Raw genomic sequence first — 21043 nt, 5'->3', positions numbered from 1 at the left:
TCTCAAATAGGATTTGGGATGCTAGTAGGTCAGCAATACGGGATCGATGGTTCTAAACTACAGGCTGAAGCTGGTAAAGATCTTAGTTTTACAAAAGAACTTCCAGGACTTTTAGGTAATGGTCAGTCTACCGGGGTTCGTGTGATCAAGTACCACCCAACGAATGGTTCTTTCACCGGGCACAAGATCGTTTTCAGATATGCAGATGCTCATCTTATGAAAGCTGAAGCTGCACTTAACGGTGGTGGTGGAGACGCTACAGAACTGGTAAATGAACTTAGAACGATACGTAAGGCTTCTCCTCTTAGTTCAGTTACTTCTGAAGATATTATCGATGAACGTGGTAGAGAGCTTTACTCTGAATTCTGGAGAAGAAATGACCTGATCCGTTTTGGTAAGTTTACTGAAGCATGGGGCTATAAAGATGCTTCTGAAGATTACAGAACATTATATCCAATCCCGGCATCGGCGATTATATCTAACCCGAATTTAACTCAGAACGAGGGTTACTAAACTTTTAAAAATTGAATGAAAAGAGGGCTATTTTAGTCCTCTTTTTTTTGTTATACATTTGTTAAAATTCTTTACCTTTCAACCTGCTCCTCAACGCGATTTGTTATGCAGAAAGCCATTCGGCTTACATATTTCATTTTAATCTTTATCCTGTTCTCAGCCTGTGAGAAAAAGAAAACTCTTTTTATAAAAAAAAGCAGTGAATCAACCGGAATTCATTTTAGCAATGAGCTTGATCCGGACTCTAAGTTGAACATCCTTAATTATTTATATTACTATAATGGCGCTGGAGTCGCTACTGCAGATTATAATAATGATGGACTTCCAGATCTATATTTCACCTCCAATGAAGCATCAGATAAACTCTATCTCAATCTCGGAGATTTTAAGTTTCAGGATGTAACTGCTCAAAGTAATATTGATAATTCTATAGGATGGACTACTGGCGTTTCCAATATCGATATTAATAATGATGGGCTTATGGATCTTTATATTTCTAAAGTCGCAGGAATCGAAGGTCTGGAAGGTCATAACTTATTATACGTGAATGAAGGAGTTGATTCCGTAGGAAATCTAAAATTTAAAGAAAGCTCTAAGGAATACGGTCTGGATTTCAGTGGCTTTTCTACTCAATCAGTTTTCCTGGATTATGATCTGGATGGTGACCTGGAACTGTTCTTACTCAATCATTCCATTCATCCCAATAGAAATTATGGTCGAGGCAGTAAAAGAATTTCATTCGATGCCCGTGCAGGAGATCGAATCTTTAGAAATGAAGGGACAAAATTTGTAGACGTTTCCTCAGAAACAGGAATATTTCAGGGTCCTACGGGCTATGGTTTGGGTGTCGCCGTTGGTGATCTAAATAATGACAATTATCCAGATATCTACGTTGGAAATGATTTCTTCGAGAACGATTATGTGTATGTCAATCTACAGGACGGTACTTTTCAGGATTTAATAACCAGCAGCCCACAGAGTCTAGGTCATACATCGCATTATTCCATGGGGAATGACATTGCCGACATGAATAACGACGGCCTGGCAGATATTGTATCACTTGATATGCTTCCTGAAGACCTGCATACCTACAAGACTTCCGGATTGGAATTTCCTTTTCAAACATATTCCAATTACTTAAGAAATGGATTTGCACCGCAGTATATGCAAAACACGCTGCACATTAATCGCGGTGATCTGAAGTTTTCTGAAGTAGCTTATCTGAGTGGTGTTGCTGCGACCGAATGGTCCTGGAGTGCCTTGTTTGCAGATTTTGATAACGATTCGCATCAGGATCTATTCATCACCAATGGTATTAAAGGTGCCACCAATAATATGGATTATATAAAATTCATTTCTACGGAAGAAATTCAGCAGCAAATTAGTACTGGTGAAAAAATAGATCTTGAAAATCTTACTAAGCGCCTTCCCGAAAAAAAGGTTGCTAATTATATTTTCAAGAATACCGGTGAACAGAAGTTCACAAATGTTTCTGAAGAGTGGTTACCTGCTCAGGAAAGCTTTAGTCATGGCAGTGTTTATGTAGATCTGGATAATGATGGCGATCTCGATCTGGTTACCAATAATACTAACGATGCCCCTTTTATTTATGAGAATACTACGACAAAAAGCAACTTTTTAAAGGTCGATCTGCAGGGTCCTGAAAAGAATAGATTTGGGATTGGAGCCAAGGTCACTGTTCATACAAAGGAAGTAAGGCAGATGAAAGAACACTACCTGAGCAGAGGTTATCTGTCTTCAATCGCTCCAGGTTTGCACTTTGGTTTAGGAACGAATACAATAGTGGATTCTGTTACTGTTAAATGGTATGATGGCAGTAAAACGGTATTAAAAAAGGTGAAATCGAATCAAAAAATAGTTTTAAGGTATTCAGCTTCACAAAAGAATAAAAAGGAAAGGGTAGAGTTTCCACGATATATAATTGAAACTGATTCTATTTTAAATTATAAGCATATTGAACAGGCAAGTCTTGACTTTAATAGACAAACGTTAAGCTTGTTTGCGTATTCAAACCCAGGACCAACCTTGGCGACTGGGGATTTAAATGGAGACGGAAATATAGATTTGGTTCTGGGAGGTGGCAAGTCACAGACGCTACAGGTCTTTTTCCAGAAAGATGAAACTTTCAGGAAATTGGAGACTTCAGCATTTGAGGCAGATGCCATTTCAGAAAACACCGGCATCGCCATACTCGATCACGATAATGATGGCGATCTGGACATACTGGTGGTAAGTGGTGGAAATGAATTTAGGTCTGGCGAAGCAATTCAGCCAAAACTATATGTGCATGAAAATGGACATTTCAGAAAAGACAGCATTAATTTTAAAGGACTTTCCTTAAATGCTTCAGGAGTTAGTGTGGCAGATGTCAATAATGACGGATTTCAGGATATATTTATTTCATCCAACCTCAAACCGCATGAATTTGGTTCCAGCTCAAAGCAATTTCTTTGGATTAACAATAATGGTCAATTTAGAGATGCCACAAGGGAATATTTCAAAGAACTTCCCGGGAGCGTTCAAACTTCGAAATGGATTGATTTTAACAGAGATGGCTATTTGGACCTAATACTGGCAGGACATTGGAACGGGCCGATGATCTTTCTCAATAATAACGGGAAGTCCTTTTCGAATATGGAAAGCAATTTATCAGATTTTAAAGGGTGGTGGAATGATCTTGAGCTTGCCGACTTTGATAATGACGGTGACCTTGATCTTGTAGTTGGAAATTGGGGTCTTAATTCCAGGCTTACGGCAACACGGGACGAGCCCGTAAATCTTTACCTGAACGACTTTGATGGGAATGCCACTTCAGATCCTATTTTAACATATTTTTATAAAGGTGAACAAACCGTATTTGCTTCAAAAGATGAACTGGAACAACAACTACCATATTTGAAGAAAAGATTTAATACCTATGAACAGTTTGCAAACGCAAAGCTTTCAGAAATATTTCCGAAGGAAAAATTAGAAGAAGCACAAGTGAAAAACGTCACAGAATTAGCGTCCTGCTATTTCGAAAATCTTGGAAATGGAACGTTCAAAAAACATGAATTACCTTTTGAAGCTCAGGTTTCACCAATGATGTCTATAGAAGTTTCAGATTATAATGCTGATGGTTTCCATGACATTCTTTTGGCAGGAAATAACTATGAAATAAGCACTCAATTAGGTAGATTAGATGCCTCACACGGTGTTTTACTATTAAATGATGGCAGCGCAAATTTTACAGTTTCGAAAGAATTTCCAGCGATCTCCGGGGCGGCACGTGACATTGGGAAAATATGTGTGGGAAATCAGGAATATGTGATCATCATCAGGAATAATGATTCCCCTGTAATTTTAAAATCAACGAATTAAAATGAATAGAACCAGGTACTTTCAGGTTTTAGCAATTTGCTTTTCAATATTTTTAGTCTCTTGCGATTCAGATACAAAAAAAGAGGAGGATGATTCCGTAGAAAATATTCGCTCTCAGAATACTCTATTTACTGAAATGCTTCCAGAAGAAACAGGAATTGATTTTATAAACGAAGTTAAGAATCAGCCAGACTTCAATATTTTCAAATACCGGAACTTTTATAATGGTGGTGGTGTTGCCGTTGGAGATATCAATAATGATGGACTTCCAGACATTTACCTAACCGCTAATATGAAACCGAATAAATTGTATCTCAACAAGGGTAATTTTGAGTTTGAAGATATTAGTGAATCTGCGGGCGTGGAAGGTAACAAGCCATGGTCGACCGGAGTCAATATGGTCGATATCAATAATGACGGACTCCTCGATATCTACGTGAGTAATGCCGGAAATATGGAAGGCGACAATCATGATAACGATTTGTATATAAATAATGGAGATCTAACTTTTACTCAAAAAGCTAAGGAATTTAACCTGGCAGAAACCGGATTTAGCACACATGCATCCTTTTTTGATTATGACAAGGATGGTGATCTGGATGCCTATATTTTGAATAATTCCAACATACCAGTGAGCACTCTTGGCTTTGCCGAGCAAAGAAATATTCGAGCACAGGACTGGGAAGGAGTGCCTAAAATTTTTAGAGGAGTAGGAGATATGCTGCTAAGAAATGATGATGGCGTTTTTACCGATGTGAGTGAGGAGGCTGGTATCTTCGGAAGTTTGATAGGTTTTGGTCTTGGAGTGATGGTTAGTGACTTTAATAACGACTTGTATCCAGATATTTATGTATCCAATGATTTCTACGAGCGTGATTATTTATATATCAATAATCAGGATGGTACTTTTACTGAAGAGATTGAAAACTGGACTCAGCATTTATCTCTTTCTGCGATGGGAGTGGATATGGCAGATATCAATAATGATGGTTTTGCGGATATTTTTATTACCGACATGCTTCCCGATTCTGAAGAAAGAGTAAAATCTGTGATGGAATTTGAAGGGTATAACGTCTTTAAACTGAAGCAAAGCAAGGATTTTTTTCAGCAATACATTCATAATACCCTGCAATTAAATAATGGGAATGAGTCATTTGCAGAGATCGCTCATTTTAGCGGTGTTGAAAGTACAGACTGGAGTTGGGCAGGACTTATCTTTGATATGGACAATGATGGAAACCGTGATATATATGTCACCAACGGAATTAATCATGATCTAACCGATCTCGATTTTGTTGAATTCTTTGCCAATGAGATCATTCAGAAAATGGCATTAACTGGTAAAAAGGAAGCAATCGATTCCATTATCAATAAGATGCCGGTAACCAAACTGCCTAATTATGCTTTTCAAAATCAGGGTAATCTGAAATTTAAGAATAAAGCTGAAGAATGGGGATTAGGTTTGCCAAGTCTTAGTAACGGCAGCGCCTATGGTGATCTTGATAATGATGGAGATCTTGATCTGGTCGTAAATAACGTAAATATGAATTCCTTTATTTACAGAAACAATTCTGAAAAAATCGCAGATCACAATTACCTTAGAATTAAGCTGGAAGGAGGTGATAAGAATAGGTTTGCGATTGGAGCTGTTGTCAAAATATATGCAGGTGATGAGATCATTATACAGGATCAAAATCCATCTCGCGGCTTTCAGTCCTCCATGGATTATGTGATGAATATTGGCCTAGGTAAGAAACAAAATCTAGACTCCTTGAGAGTGATCTGGCCAGACAACGCGACTCAATTGCTTGAAAATGTGAAAACCAATCAAACTTTGGTTCTGGATCATTCCGAAGCTAAGGATCAATTTACGATCAGGAAACAAACAAATTCAAAAACTCTGCTTACCGAAGTTTCCAACGATCAACTGGAAAGTCATTCAGAAAATCAATATACCGATTTTGACTTTGAAGGAATGATCTACAAAAAATTGAGTCAGGAAGGTCCGGCCATGGCAGTTGGTGATATCAATAATGATGGAAATGAGGATGTTTTTATTGGAGGGGCTAAAAAACAAGCTGGAACTATTTATCTGAATCGTGGAAATGGAAATCTGCAGAAGATGCATCAACCCGCTTTAACAGCCGATGCGATGTTCGAAGATACTGCAGCAGCGTTTTTTGATGCAAACGGCGACGGTTATATTGATCTAATGATTGGCTCTGGAGGGAATGAGATTGGTGAATCGACGAATTACCGTCCTAGACTTTACCTGAACGATGGTCGAGGGAATTTTAAACCAACGCAGGCGAAGATCCCTTCTGTAGAACAAAATGTGGCGACGATTGCTCCTCATGATTTCGACAACGATGGCGATGTGGATATCTTTATAGGATCCAGAAGTGTTGCGGTAAATTATGGAATTGATCCACAGCATTTATTTCTCGAAAATCAAGGGAATGGTGAATTTGTTAACGCTACTGAAAGGGTCGCTTATGATGTGAAATATGCAGGGATGATTACCGATGCAACCTGGGAAAATATAGATGGCGACGGTAAAAAAGATCTGGTCACAGTTTCAGATTGGGGTTCGCCTCATGTGTATACAAATTCCGGAAAAAGATTAAGCTTGCTTAAGAATGACCTGGAAAAGTATACTGGATGGTGGAATACGGTGGAAGCTGCAGATCTGGATAATGACGGCGATATGGACCTGGTTCTGGGGAATAAGGGAGCCAATCTTGCCTATGAGACAAGTTTTGAAAACCCAATGAAGCTATGGGTCAACGATTACGATGATAACGGAACTATCGAGCAGATCGTAACTTTGGATAAAGATGGAAAAGATTATCCATTGCATATGAAAAAAGAGATAATCTCTCAGCTGGTTTTTCTAAAAAAGGAAAATATAAAAGCTTCAGAATACGCTAAGAAAACCGTGCAGGAATTAATTCCTGATCAAAAGATTCAGAATTCCATTGTGAAGCAGGCAAATATTTCAGAAACTATTATTGCTATTAATGATGGAACAGGTCAGTTTAAGATTCAGAAACTTCCAGGAAGAGTTCAGTTCTCTTGCGTTTGCGGGATTTCCTGCGTAGATGTGAACAATGACGGAAATCTTGACTTGGTAATGGCCGGAAATGATTTTGAATTCAAACCACAATTTAGCCGACTTGATGCTGGCTATGGAAGCGTATTGCTTGGCAATGGTGAGATGAATTTTGAATGGAAAGATTTTAAAGAAAGTGGATTCCATATTCGGGACGAAGTCAAGTACCTGAAACGTATTCGTGATAAGAATGGTAAGACTTTTATAATCGCTGCTATTAACGACCAAAAACCTCGAATTTTTGAAATCAGCAATCAGTAGATTCTTTCTTTATTCCCTGCTTATTTTTGCTTTCTCCTGTAGTAAGGACAAAGAAAAGGAGCAGGAATCACTGTTTTTTAGTAATCCTGAAGCTAAGGTAACTGGGATCGATTTTGTCAATGAGCTTACAGAAACCCGGGACCAGAACATTCTGGATTATCTCTATTTCTACAATGGAGGTGGAGTAAGTATTGGCGACATTAATAACGACGGACTTCCGGATATTTATTTTACTGGTAATCAGGTTCTAAATCGGTTGTATCTCAATAAAGGATCTTTAAAATTTGATGACATTACTGCAACGGCTGGAGTTGGTGGTCAAAGTAGCTGGAATACGGGTACTACTATGGCCGATGTTAACGGCGATGGATTATTAGATATCTACGTTTCTGCAGTCGTTGGCGTTAATGGGTTTCGCGGCCACAACGAATTATTCATCAATAACGGTGATCTTACTTTTACCGAAAGTGCTGCTGAGTATGGTCTCGATCTGGACACCTACAGTTCCCAGACTGCATTTTTTGACCTTGACAATGATGGTGATCTCGATGCATATATTCTGAATCATGCCGTGCATACGAATGAATCATTTGGGCCGGCAAATATTCGCAACAACCGTGTTTACGAAAGCGGCGATAAATTGATGCTGAACGAGAATGGTAAATTTCGGGACATTAGTTTACAGGCTGGAATCTATGGTGGAGCAAACTCTTACGGACTTGGAATCACTACTGCCGATTTTAATAATGATGGTTTTACAGATGTTTATATAGGAAATGATTTTCATGAAGATGATTACTACTACATCAATAACGGGGACGGTACCTTCAGCGAGGAATTGAAAACAAGGTTTGGTCATACATCCAGGTTTTCTATGGGAAATGACGCAGCAGATATTAATAATGATGGATTCTTAGACTTGATCACGCTAGACATGCTACCAGAAGACGAGACCGTTCTAAAATCTTCCGCAGGAGATGATAATGTAAACCTTGACCGCTTTCGCATAGAGAAACTGGGTTATCACCCGCAGTACACCCGCAATATGCTACAGATCAATAAAGGCGGTGAGTTCTTTGCAGAAACAGCCTTGATGAGTGGAGTAGCGGCTACCGACTGGAGTTGGGGACCTCTGTTTGCAGATTTCAATCAGGATGGATCTCTGGACCTTTTTATAAGTAACGGGATTCCCAGACGTCCTAATAATCTGGATTACGTGAAGTATACTTCTAACGAGCAAATTCAGAAGAAACTGGATAAAACCACAATCGTGGATAACGAAGTGCTCGACAAAATGCCTTCCGGAGCTGTGACAAATTATGTATTTAAGGGTTCCGGGAAAGGACAGTTTGAAAATGTAACCAATAATTGGATTGCAAATGATTCCATTATTTCAACCGGAGTGGCTTATGGCGATCTGGATAATGATGGCGATATCGATATTGTGACCAATAACATAAATGCACCTGCCAGTGTCTATATTAATGATTTTGCTGAAGGAAATTATTTAAAACTGAAACTTCAGGGATCAGATTTGAATTCCTTCGGAATAGGTGCAAAAGCGATTATTTATACTTCTGAAGCTGCTCAAGTTCGACAGTTATATACCACTAAAGCTTTTCAGTCTTCATCAGAACCTTTGATGCATTTCGGTTTAAAACAAGGGGAGACTGTGGATAGTTTAAGAATTATCTGGCCTGGAAATCGTTCTCAACTCATTATTTCACCAGCGCTGAATTCTACTCTTTCGCTAAGGTTTTCCAATGCGAATGATAGCATCAATACTGCTGAAATATTTAAAACCCGAAGCAAATTTCAATTCCAAAGCAGTGAAAACTTTGGGATCGATTATGAGCATAAGGAGAATACTTATAATGATTTTGATGTGCAAAAGTTAATACCACATCAAACTTCAGATCTTGGACCTGCTGTTAAGGTAGCAGATCTAAATAACGACGGGGAAGATGACATCATTTTTGGTGCTTCCAGGTTTCAGCCTTCAGTTGTCTATTATCAGGAAAAAGGCAATTTCAGAAAAAAGAATTTTAAAGCATTAATCAGTGATTCATTGGCTGAAGACGCATCGATTTCTATTGCTGATCTGAATAGTGACGGACTCCAGGATATCCTAATCGCCTCTGGTGGAGGAGAGTCTGTTGGCAAAAATCGGTGGCTGAAGGACAGAATCTATTATAATTCTAAAGAAGGAGATTTCCAGGAGTCAGAGTTGTTTCCTGAACTATTCCTTAATTCTTCTGTGATTAAAACTGCCGACTATGATAATGACGGTGATCTGGATATTTTCATTGGCAGTAATGCACAAAATTACCAGTATGGAGCGATCCCAAAGTCGGTGTTATTACGAAATGATAACGGAAAATTCACTGAAGTACAGCCAGAGATCTTTGAGAACATTGGTATGGTGAACGATATGATCTGGACAGATATTGATGGTGACAATGATCTGGATATGATGATGGTAGGCGAGTGGATGTCTCCGCAAATCCTGGAAAATAATAATGGAACATTTGAGAAATCGGCTGCACTGGAAAATATGCAGTTAAATGGATTATGGCAAACCTTGATTGCATCAGATATTGATCACGATGGTGATATGGATTACCTTTTGGGGAATTGGGGTCTTAATACCAAACTAAAAGCTTCGGCAGAACATCCTTTGAAATTATATTACAAAGATTTTGATCAGAATGGCCTCACTGAAACCATCCTGGCAATGGAAAAAGATGGGAAGTATTATATGCCGTATGGTCTTGATGAATTGAGCGCACAGTTGAACCAAATGCGCAAGAAGTTCACTCAATATAAAGACTATGCTGGTAAAAGCATTGACGAAATCTTTTCTGAAAATGAACTGAACTCTGCAAGCCTGCTGGAAGTACATACATTATCTTCCGGCTACATGGAGAATAACAACGGGAAATTCAGTTTCCGGGCTTTTAAAGATGAACTACAAATAGCTCCCATACGTGCGATGCTCAGTTATGATTTTAATAAAGATGGCAGGACTGAAGTTTTGGTAGGCGGTAATTATTTCGGGATAACGCCTTATCATGGTAGATTTGATGCGATGGGTGGAATGCTGATGTTAAATCAGGATAAAATTCTTGATTCTTATGAAATTGGTTTAAATTTATCACAAAAATCTGTTAAAGATTTTTCGATTATTGAAATTTCAAACAAGTCCTATCTTATAGTGACCATAAATAATTCAGAAATTGAAATCTATGAATTCAGTTTTTAAAATAATTACCAGTATATCGTGTTGTCTGCTTCTTTTCATTTCCTGTGCACAGGAAGAGAAAGAGATTGTCGTGACAGCAGATGATTTTCATGCTGCTAATGAGCACATCAGTAAAACGATGGTGCACGATATTTTTTCCCCACCGGTGGCAAGTAGAGTATATGCTTATTCCAATATTGCTGCTTATGAAGTCATGGCTCAATTTGATGAGAATTACCAGAGTCTTTCAGGACAATTAACCAATCTCGAGGAAGTTCCAACTCCAGAATCGAATCTTACAAACCCGGAAGTGGCCGCAATTGTGGCATTTTACGACATCGCAACCAGCCTGGTATTTTCAGAAGATAGAGTGAGGGTTAAAAGTGATAGTCTCTTCACGAAGTGGAAAAATACGAATGAGAGATCCTTTAAGGTTTCTGAAGCATACGGGAAAAGGGTGGCCGCTCATATAAAAGATTGGTTGAAACAGGATAACTATTCTGAAACCCGAACCATGCCTAAATTTTCTATTCTTACAGATGATGAAAGCAGATGGCAGCCAACGCCACCTTCTTACATGGATGGGATCGAACCGCATTGGATGAAAATAAGACCCTTTGTGATAGAGGATGCGGACCAGTTTAGACCAGCGCCACCACCAGAATTTTCTATGGAAGAAGGTTCAAGATTTCATACAGAACTCATGGAGGTTTATAATATTAGAGAGAAAATCGCAAAAGATGAGGATAACAGCGAAGAAATGGCAATCGCCAAGTTCTGGGACTGTAATCCCTATGTTTCGATATTACGAGGGCATTTAATGTTCGCTACTAAAAAGATCACTCCAGGAGGTCACTGGATGGGAATTGTAAAAATTGCCTGCGAGAAGGATGAAGCCGACTTCAGCAAGTCTGTTTATGCGTATTCTAAGACTGCCATAGCTATCGCAGATGGTTTCATTAGCTGCTGGGATGAGAAGTACCGGAGCAACCTTGTGAGACCTGAAACTGTTATCAATAAATATATAGATGAGAACTGGACATCTGTACTTCAAACTCCGCCATTTCCTGAGTATACAAGTGGACATTCTGTAATTTCTGCGGCTGCTGCCACGGCCTTGACAGATATTTTTGGTGATAACTTCGCTTTTGATGATGATACTGAAGTAGATTATGGACTACCGGTTAGAAGCTTTGAATCGTTTAATAAAGCTTCAGAGGAGGCAGCGAACAGTAGATTGTATGGAGGAATTCATTACCGGGCTGCCATTGAAGTTGGGATGACCCAGGGACAGGATCTGGGAAAATATGTCATCGAAAATCTTCAAATGACAAAATCTTCTGAAAACTCTGAATTAGCTTCCAAATAGTATGATCAAGAAGTTTATTACTATCCTGCTGGGTGTTTTACTCCTTAGTCTGGCGTGGTTTTTATTTATAAAAGAATACGATTATCAGTTTAGATTTCAGGCAAATCATTCGCCTGCCATGGTTCAGCAAGAACTTAAAAAAATAGAAAGTTATAGCATTTTTGATGGTGAACCTATAGTCTCGAATCAGCAAACTGAAGGGTATGAGGCACTAAAACAGACCTTGCAATTTGGTGATCAGGAACTCGAGCTTCTTTGGGAATTGGAAAATCAGGCTGATACAGTTACCAGTATATCTGTTAATGTAACATCTAATGAGAAAATACAGAACAGACTCGCTATTTTAAATCCATTTGCTGAAAGCAGGTATATTGATAGTCTTGAAAATTCTTTTCTCCAATTTGGTAAGGAGCTACTAAAGAAACAGGCGGCTTATAAAGTGCAGGTAGTAGACAGTATTGTTTACTCCCCGGCATTGGATTGTATTTGCAAACCTGCTGAAGATATCAAGGTTGAGAACAAGGCAATGCAAATGGTCAGGGATATTGGCTATCTTGAAGATTTTCAGATTTCCCATAAATTAAAACTTACCGGATATCCATTTGTAAAGATCCAAGACTGGGATCAGGAGGCCGGTACTATAGATTATGATTTTTGTTTCCCGGTGAATCTTGCCCAGGATATAAGGCCCAATACATTTATAGAATTTCAGCAATTTCCAGCTACTACATCTTTGAAAGCGATCTATAATGGTAATTACAGAAGTTCAGATCTGGCCTGGCACCAATTGCTTTCTGAAGCTAAAAAGAGGGATCTTAAAACAAGTAACTTACCCTTGGAGATCTTCTGGAACAATCCTAAAACTGGTGGGGAAGCATTAAGCTGGAAAGCTGAGATCTTTATGCCTGTAGAGCCTGAGAATTAAATTCTGCCGGTACCACAACCTTTAGTTTTTCATTCATAATACTTATGATTACTTCGGAACTTTCTCCTTTAAACTCCCCGTCAATCTGAAAGGCTACGGGCGTTTTGCAGATGATCTTTGCTTCCTCAGCCTGAAAGGTTTCAACAACATCTGAATTAACATCGGTTTCATTGCGTATGGTCTTAATAATCTCTGCAAGGTCTAGTTTTCTGTAAATAATGATCTCAAACTTACCGTCGTTCATCTTCCCATTGGGATTGATATTGGCCCCGGTACCATATTTGTTTGCATTCGCAATAGCGAGAAGCACACCGCTGGTTTGTTGTTTTTTAAAATTGGTTTCTACCTCAAACTCAAAAGGATATTCACTCGTTAGCAATGTTGGAAGTGATTGCAGTAAATACCCGAATTTCCCTCGAAATCGGGATTCTTCATAATTTTGAATAAGTTCAGCATTGATGCCAAGATCACTGAGATGAAGACAGATATCATCGTTAATGTTTAGCAAATCCATTTCAAAAATAGCATCACCAAAGGCTATTTTAACCTGTTCTTCAAGAGATTCGGGGATCCCATAATTTGTAGCTAATCCATTTGCAGATCCTGCAGGAATTATTCCCAGGGGAATGCCATAGCTTTTGATCGCTTTGGCTACCAGATTAATGGTCCCATCCCCCCCAATTGCAATGATTCTTTCAATCTTGAGCGAATCCAAACGATCCTGAATCTTCTTAACATCCTCCTCACCAGTAGTAGCGAAAAGATGTATAGTTATTTGATTGGTTTTCGCATAATCACGTGCCTTCTGGATGATCTGCTTTTTATCCAGATCACCAGAAATAGGGTTAACTATCAATAAAACTTGGTTAAAATTCATGTGTTATTGGTTGAAATACATCTAAAATTAAGTATTTTGGAACGGAAGTGATTTTAAAAAAAGGCCAAATTTTGAAGCTTGATCTTAAACTTTATCGGGGTTACGTAAATGAAGAAGAATTAGTCGTTTTTGGACATCTGTTCCAGTCCTGGGCTCCAGATAAGTATAGTGTTGACAGAAAGGGAATTAAGCACGCTTATGCTTTACTTCACAAATTCCGCATTGAACCGCTCCCTAATTATGAGGTCCATTTAAAATTCCAGGATCTTGAGGTTAAAACTAAAACTCAGGAAGACGGATATTTTAGATTTACCGTACCCTATCACTCTAAGATAGAGCCAGGATGGCACGAGTATGAAGTTATTTGCAATACAGGTGAGATTGGAATGATAGAAAAAGGTGAGCTTTTAAAACCACATCCGGGCAAGCTTGCCATCATTTCAGATATTGATGATACTTTCCTTGTTTCTCACAGCAGTAAGTTCTTTAAAAAGATCTACGTAATGCTATCTAAGAATATCAACAATCGTAAGATATTTGAAGAGGTAAAGGATCATTATCATAAGCTGAGCAGGGCTGGTAGAGAAGAAGATAATTCTTTTAATTCATTTTTCTATGTGTCATCCAGCGAATGGAATCTGTACGATTTTATTGATGAATTTGCACGGCTGCATGATCTTCCCAAAGCTGTGATCAAATTAAAGCAGATCAAGACCGGGTTGATGGACTTTATTAAAACGGGTAGGGGAGATCACGATCATAAGTTCGTGAAGATAAAAGATATTATATCCTTTTATCCACATCTGGAATATGTCCTTTTAGGTGATGACTCTCAGCATGATCCTTATTTGTACGAACGAATCTGTAAAACATTTCCAAAGAATATTAGAGCGATCTACATTCGGCAGACTTCCAAATCACCAAAAAAAGCGGTTCAGAAAGTGTTAGCCAATATTGAAAGTATGGATGTTAATACCTGTTATTTCCAGGATAGTAAAACGGCGATCGATCATTCTGATAAGATCGGAATCATTTAGGATGCATTAACAAAAAAAAAGCCCTTCCGGAGAAGAGCTTTTAATCTATTTATTCTATTTCAAATATTTGGGTTTCTTTAAAAGCCGACATTTCTATTTGTTTTATTTCTGCCTTGAAATCTGGCCATTCTTCCTGATAGAATTTATTTGTTTTATTTAAAGCTGCCTGAAGTTGTTCCCGCGCCTGGTTCATAAGGATCTCTTCAGTTTTTGTGATACCATTCTGCCTGGATCTTACATAACTGGATGCTGTACCAAGCCTGTTCATCACTGTATTCTCTCTGTTTCGTGTGATTCCCTGTCTGTCATCAACTTTCCCTAGAAACAGCGCTATGTGTTCCTCAAGTCTTTTGGTAATGGAATCTACACTCTTTAATGCCGACTTCCTTTCTGCAGTATCTTCCAGGTTTTGTTTAAGATCTTCCGCGAAATTTTCTGCGGTGTTCTTACTCTGCACTAATTGCTCTACCGCATCTGCAGCGGTTTGTTGCCATTTCTCGATCTTCTGGCCAGCTTCATATACTTCTGAAATACTCTTTTCTGAAACTTCCAGACGAGGATCTGTCTTTACTTCTATCATTTCTTCAGAAGTTTCTCCGTTAAAACTCATTACGAGGCGATAATTCCCCGGTTTTACAGCAACACCGCCTGGTTCTCGTTTCGATTCTCTGATAGATCTTGAAGGCCTGTCTGATCCCTTTTCGTCAAGATACCATCTCATAGTGTAAATACCAGTGCTATTAGGCGCCTTCTGCTTCAAAGTTCTTATTAAACGGTCTGCATCGTAGATTTTCAGATTTATACTATCGGCATCAGCTTTTTTATCTTGCTCCTCATCTTCAGCTTTATCTTCTGAAACATTCGCTTTGTCAACTTTATTTTGCTCTTCCGAAGAATCGATTCTAATAAAGTAAGAGATTGGTGCTCCCTGTTCTCTATTTTCGCCCTGATAGACCGCGTCCCCACCAAATCTGCTCCCAGTTGGTTGCTGTGTAGCATTGTGATAGGCAACAGGTGGTGCAAATAAGCTTAGTTTATTCTCTACAATCGTATTTTCTCCTGCAAGTTTTCTAAAAGGCCTAATATCGTCAAGGACCCATGCTGCACGGCCAAAGGTGCCAATTACCAGATCATGCTCACGTGGGTGTATTACCAAATCCTTTACTGATACTGTAGGAAAACCATGGGTGTATTTCTCCCAGTTCTTACCGGCATCAAGTGAAATATACAGGCCATCATCTGTTCCCAGGAATAATAAATTTTCCTCTTCCGGGTCTTCTACAATGCTTAAAGCATAGCTTTCGGTATCATCGTTACCAACAATTCGCTCCCAGCTTTTCCCATAATTTCTGGTTCTATAGGCATAAGGCTCATAATTGAATCTTCGATAATCATTTGCGACTAGCAATGCCTCGCCTTTTCGCTTATTACTGGCCTTGATCTGTACGATCCAGCTCCCTTCCGGTAGTTTTGGTAAGTTAGTGGATACATCTGTCCAGCTCGCGCCTCCATCGCGGGTATATTGAACTTTCCCGTCATCTGTTCCAACCCATAACATATCTTCTTCTAGGGGAGAAGGCTCGATAACCAGTATGGTGGTAAAGTTTTCAGCTCCGGTGGCGTCCATGGTGAGTCCGCCACTTTCAGTTTGTTTCTGCTTTTCAGGGTCATTAGTAGTTAGGTCTGGTGAAATGATTTCCCAGGTTAAACCTTTATCTGTGCTTTTGTGAACAAATTGACTTCCGAAGTAAATAGTATTATTACTGAACGGATCAATATTTATAGCAGAATTCCAGTTAAATCGAAGTTCAACATCAGGATCTGGATGCGTTGGTCTAACCGAATAGTTATTTCCGGTTTCATGATCGTATCTGCTAACATATCCCTGCTGACTCATACTCCAGCCATATCTGCTGTTGTCTGGGTCTGGGACAACATCAAAGCCGTCACCAAAACTAATTTCCTGCCAGTAAGAATTTCGGATTCCCTGTGCTTTCCAGACATAAGCGGGTCCTCTCCAGCTTCCATTATCCTGCATTCCACCATAAACGTTGTAAGGAAATTCATTATCCACAGCAATATGATAGAATTGAGCCACAGGAAGATTGGCTACGAATCTCCAGCTCTTACCTCGATCTTTAGAAATATTGAGTCCGCCATCATTCCCGTCCATCAAGAAACTTCCATCTTCCGGATGAATCCAGAAGGCGTGATGATCTGGATGTATACCATTGTCTACACCATAGGCAGGCATCAATTCCTTAAAACTGTTTCCTCCATCTTCAGAAACATTGACGTAGGTAAAAACGGAATACAAGCGATTCTCATTCTGAGGATCTACAAACAAATCTGAATAATAAAATGGTCGGTTTCCAATTTCATCCTTATCGTTAATCATTTTCCAGTTAAACCCACCATCTTCAGATTTATAAAGTGCATTCTTTTTGGATTCAACCAGTGCATACATAATATTTGAATCTGAAGCTGCGATCGCAAGTCCAATTCTACCCAGATCTCCTTTGGGAAGTCCGTCCTTTTCTGTTTTCTTTTTCCAGGTCTTCCCACCATCGTAGGTTATGTAAAGTCCGGAGCCTTCACCACCCGATTTAAAAAACCAGGGATCTCTCTTATGTTCCCACATGGCCGCGACCAGCTTAATGGGGTTATTTGGATCCATCACCAGGTCTGCAGCACCTGAAAGATTATTGGTATACAGAATTTTGTTCCAGGATTCTCCACCGTCAGTAGTTTTGTACACTCCTCTTTCTTCGTGCGCACCCCAGGGTGAACCTATTGCCGCGGCATAAATTATATCGGGATTATCGGGATGTATGATAACGCGGTGAATATGACGGGTCTTTTCCAAGCCCTTACTAGTCCAGGTTCTTCCGCCATCCAGACTTTTATAAATTCCATAACCACCATTCAGACTATTTCGGGGATTACCTTCACCGGTTCCAACCCAGATAACCGAAGGATTTGATTGTTGCACCGCAACAGCGCCTATAGAAGCAGTAACTTCATTGTCAAATATAGGTTCCCATTTAATACCTGCACTGGTAGACTTCCATAATCCGCCAGATGCTGTCCCGGCGTACATGATATTAGGATCACTAGTAACCACATCTATGGAAGTAACACGTCCACTCATTCCAGCAGGACCAATATTTCGGGGAGTTTTGTTTTTAAAAAGTTCAAGATCGAAGTTCTGTGCTGTAAGATTAGTGGTAATTATTAAAGCAAAAAGCTTCAACAGGTAGGAATATCTCATGAAAATGTTCAGATTTTTAAATATGATCTCAAGTTAGCAATTTTCTCTCAATCGAAATTTAAACACAACTCCAAAAAAAAAGGGACTTTTTAAAGTCCCTTTATATTATTTTCTTCTGTTGAATTCCCTACGATTATAAAAATCTTCAGGATCATCTAAATTCCTGTCATCATGTTGCCAGTGCTGATATTCGTCGATTGACTTTTCAGGTTTAAACCCTGTATGTTTATCGTGAAAGTCCTGAGAACGATGGTGATCATCTATAGGTTTTCTAAATTCATTCGCAGATCGCCCGGAATAGGAATCATCCTGCGAAGTTCTGTGCTCTGAAGTATTTGCCTCTTCACCAAGCTTACGATCTAAAAATTGTCGATCGTCTCTGCCGGTATCAATTCTTGTATCCACCGCAGCCTTACGATCATTCGAAGAATATTGCATATTCTCCCGTTCTCTTTCTACTCTTCTCTCTTCTGCGGAAAGCTTATCATACCCATGATCGTGATCATCGTTTAATCTGGATTTATCTCCATAAGTGCTCTCCGTTTTATGCAAATCATCTTGAATGTTATAATCTCTGTCTCTGTTGTACGATCCCAACACATGATGTTCATAGTTTCTGCTAATATCTGTACCTGATCGATAACGTTTGGTTTCGGCGAAAGTCTGATAATCTATACCCTCTGTAAATACATATTGATCAGTAGCATTGATATCAATAAGTCCAATAGGAATTATGATATGGTTTTCACCATCTTTGTTGATGAACTCCTTAAATTTACTTTGATGTGGAGTGGAGTAGGGGTCATGGTTCCTGTCTATGATGTCCTGTTCTACCTGTACATCTACATAGACTACTTTTCCTAATTCTTTATTTACCAGTAGGTTGTCTACTTTACCTATTGTCTTATTATCTCGATCCAGTAGCTTCCATCCACGAATATCATGATCATGACTGTCTACTTTATATCCTTTTAGCTGGCTCAAATGTACCAGGTGTTTTTCTGTTGTACTCATAACTAGATTTTTAACTTAGGAGGTTAGTGTTTGCATTAGAGTTCTCAAGTATCAATGCAATATCATCAGTCTCATCAATTTCATTATCATCGCTCTCAGCCATACTTCCATAGAAATATAAGAACGCAAGAATTGCGAGGATAATCACTACGAGAATCCACGGCCATACTGGTTTTTTCTTTCTAATTTTTATTTCTGCCATATTGTTGATTTTTTGGTTATTCTAAAGTACTACAGAGCAGTGCCAAAAAGATTTAAGTATTGTGTAAAGTATTGTTAATTAGAAACAACGCATAAAAAAAGCCAGGACAAATGCTCTGGCTTTTCATTAATAGTTGGTTGATTCTAATTTATCTGAACGTGCCACTTGGGAATACAACCAGACTTTCATGGCCATTCTTACCGACTGCAGCAACTCCAAACAGGTAATTATCTATTACAATTCCCTCTAAAGTAAACGAAGTAACATTACCTACAAATCTTGAGTATTGCCATTGCGGCGAAGTAGTATCTCTCCAATAGATCTTGTAGCCAGCGATCTCACCATCAACTGATTCCCATTTCAACTTTGTACTCGGTTCAACAATTCCTCCAATTTCAACTTTTTTAGGTGCTGGTGGAGCCCAGGCCAGTGAGGCAAGGTTGATGGCATTTACCGCCGTTAATTTCTTAGCATAGTCAAAATTCACTCCAGATACCACGTCACCGTACTCTATACCGTTCTCGGTTCGAATATCCTGGTGTTGCCTGTTATAGTTTTCATGAGCTTCCATGATACGAACCCCAGCAAATCCAAGATCATTGAAAGGTCTATGGTGCCCACCACGGCCAAATCTATCCAGCCTGTAGATCATCATAGGGTTCATTTCCGGCATATATGTTTCAACATTCGAATGTATATATCTTGCAAGTTGTCTTGAGATTCCATCAACTTCACCACCATAGAATCTTCTCATCCTTCTTTCGTTTTCAGTTTCGGTTGGTGGAACTGGTTCAGAAAATATTCGGAAACTTCGGTTGTCAATCACTCCATCTACACCTTCAATATTTCCGATCATATCATTATTAAGAATACCTATGATATCCCAGCCTTCTTTTTTCGCATATTCAGCCAGACCTTTACCACCAAAAAGACCTTGTTCCTCACCAGATAAACCTACATAGATGATACTGCTTTCAAAATCATAATTGGATAAGACTCTTGCGGCTTCCATGGTTCCAGCCATTCCGCTGGCATTATCGTTCGCTCCGGGAGCATCTGTAGTGAAATCCATAGTGTCGCCATTTCTCGAATCAATATCACCACTCATGATGACATACCGGTTAGGATACTTGCTTCCCTTTTGGATCGCAACTACGTTCACTACCCATGCCTCCTTAGGAATTCTTTGTCCGTCTTCCGGAGTCACGAAATCTTTTTGATAAAATACATCTAGACAATCGTTACAATCTGCAGAGATTTTGTCGAATTCAGATTTTATCCAACGTCTGGCAGCGCCAATTCCACGAGTTTCAGAAACTGTGTCGCTAAAAGTGTTTCGTGTACCAAAACCCGCGAGTTTTCGAATATCGTTTTCGATACGATCTGCACTTACATTCTGAATGATTTCGTAGATCTTTTCATCTGTATCCTGAGCTTCAGAAGTATTAGATATAGTGCATAGACCCAGCATTAGAATGGCAGTCTTGAAGGTAGTTTTTATCATAAATGGAAATTTCTTTTAAAAATAGGGAAGTTATTTAACTCTATAAAATAAGAAAGCCCCGGTATTACCGGAGCTTTAACTTCTTGATAGATTTGATCCAAAAAAATTAGGCTTGCATTTCGTGCATTTCTGCTTTAGCCTGATTGATCTTTTCTTCAGACTTATTGCTTGCGAAACCTGCTTTAGTCTTAGATTTAAGAGCTTCCACTTTGTGACTAAGAGAATCTGTAAAATCGTTGATTCCTCTGTTCGCGTCTTTGATATAACTGTTGCTTGTATCAGCAATAGTTTTTCTCGTTTCTGTTCCTTTTTTCGGTGCGTATAGTAATCCAAGTA

General features: G+C 39.0%; 13 protein-coding genes. 7 read left to right on the top strand and 6 right to left on the bottom strand.

Annotated features, from left to right (window positions below; all coding sequences use genetic code 11):
• From ACNKXS_RS12850 to ACNKXS_RS12825, 6 genes are all read left to right on the top strand, one after another.
• Positions 1-513 (top strand): RagB/SusD family nutrient uptake outer membrane protein (locus tag ACNKXS_RS12850; protein ID WP_417921188.1); only part of this gene is annotated, 513 nt, incomplete at its 5' end.
• A gap of 105 nt (positions 514-618) precedes the next feature.
• Positions 619-3894, top strand: coding sequence for a VCBS repeat-containing protein (locus ACNKXS_RS12845; protein WP_417921187.1), 3276 nt, complete (start codon positions 619-621; stop codon positions 3892-3894).
• A gap of 1 nt (position 3895) precedes the next feature.
• Positions 3896-7267 carry a VCBS repeat-containing protein gene (locus tag ACNKXS_RS12840; RefSeq protein WP_417921186.1) on the top strand — a complete coding sequence of 1124 codons (3372 nt, stop codon included), beginning with the start codon at positions 3896-3898 and terminating at the stop codon, positions 7265-7267.
• Complete coding sequence (locus ACNKXS_RS12835; protein WP_417921185.1) at positions 7248-10529, top strand: VCBS repeat-containing protein; 3282 nt, start codon at positions 7248-7250, stop codon at positions 10527-10529. Before ACNKXS_RS12840 ends, ACNKXS_RS12835 begins: the two co-directional genes overlap by 20 nt.
• The gene (locus ACNKXS_RS12830) at positions 10513-11877 is read left to right on the top strand and encodes a vanadium-dependent haloperoxidase (protein ID WP_417921184.1); all 1365 of its coding nucleotides are present in this window, start codon (positions 10513-10515) and stop codon (positions 11875-11877) included. The genes ACNKXS_RS12835 and ACNKXS_RS12830 overlap by 17 nt, the downstream gene beginning before the upstream one ends.
• A gap of 1 nt (position 11878) precedes the next feature.
• Positions 11879-12802 (top strand): GyrI-like domain-containing protein, encoded by a 924-nt coding sequence (locus tag ACNKXS_RS12825; protein WP_417921183.1) that lies wholly within the window; start codon positions 11879-11881, stop codon positions 12800-12802.
• On the opposite strand, the gene ACNKXS_RS12820 is transcribed toward ACNKXS_RS12825, so the two are convergent.
• Positions 12777-13679 (bottom strand): diacylglycerol/lipid kinase family protein, encoded by a 903-nt coding sequence (locus ACNKXS_RS12820; RefSeq protein ID WP_417921182.1) that lies wholly within the window; start codon positions 13677-13679, stop codon positions 12777-12779. The genes ACNKXS_RS12825 and ACNKXS_RS12820 overlap by 26 nt on opposite strands.
• A 71-nt stretch (positions 13680-13750) precedes the next feature.
• Between ACNKXS_RS12820 and ACNKXS_RS12815 the strand changes: the two genes are divergently transcribed.
• Positions 13751-14716, top strand: coding sequence for an App1 family protein (locus ACNKXS_RS12815; protein ID WP_417921181.1), 966 nt, complete (start codon positions 13751-13753; stop codon positions 14714-14716).
• Positions 14717-14765: 49 nt separating this feature from the next.
• Here the strand turns inward: ACNKXS_RS12815 and ACNKXS_RS12810 are convergent, their stop codons facing one another.
• The 5 genes from ACNKXS_RS12810 to ACNKXS_RS12790 form a co-directional block, all read right to left on the bottom strand.
• A complete protein-coding gene (locus ACNKXS_RS12810) occupies positions 14766-17987 on the bottom strand; it encodes a VPS10 domain-containing protein (protein WP_417921180.1) in 3222 nt (1073 codons plus the stop codon).
• A gap of 105 nt (positions 17988-18092) precedes the next feature.
• Entirely contained in the window at positions 18093-19001 is a 909-nt protein-coding gene (locus ACNKXS_RS12805) for a PRC-barrel domain-containing protein (protein ID WP_417921179.1), read from the bottom strand.
• A 10-nt stretch (positions 19002-19011) separates the two neighbouring features.
• Complete coding sequence (locus ACNKXS_RS12800; RefSeq protein WP_417921178.1) at positions 19012-19203, bottom strand: hypothetical protein; 192 nt, start codon at positions 19201-19203, stop codon at positions 19012-19014.
• A 148-nt stretch (positions 19204-19351) separates the two neighbouring features.
• Positions 19352-20674, bottom strand: a complete 1323-nt coding sequence (locus ACNKXS_RS12795) for a M28 family metallopeptidase (RefSeq protein ID WP_417921256.1) — start codon at positions 20672-20674, stop codon at positions 19352-19354.
• A 139-nt stretch (positions 20675-20813) separates the two neighbouring features.
• A partial coding sequence (locus ACNKXS_RS12790; protein WP_417921177.1) for a YtxH domain-containing protein occupies positions 20814-21043 on the bottom strand: 230 nt, incomplete at its 5' end.

The organism is Christiangramia marina, from assembly GCF_048285865.1.
Taxonomy (GTDB): domain Bacteria; phylum Bacteroidota; class Bacteroidia; order Flavobacteriales; family Flavobacteriaceae; genus Christiangramia; species Christiangramia marina.
The sequence above is the reverse complement of the archived record's forward strand: the minus strand, read 5'-3'. Positions and strand labels throughout refer to the sequence as shown.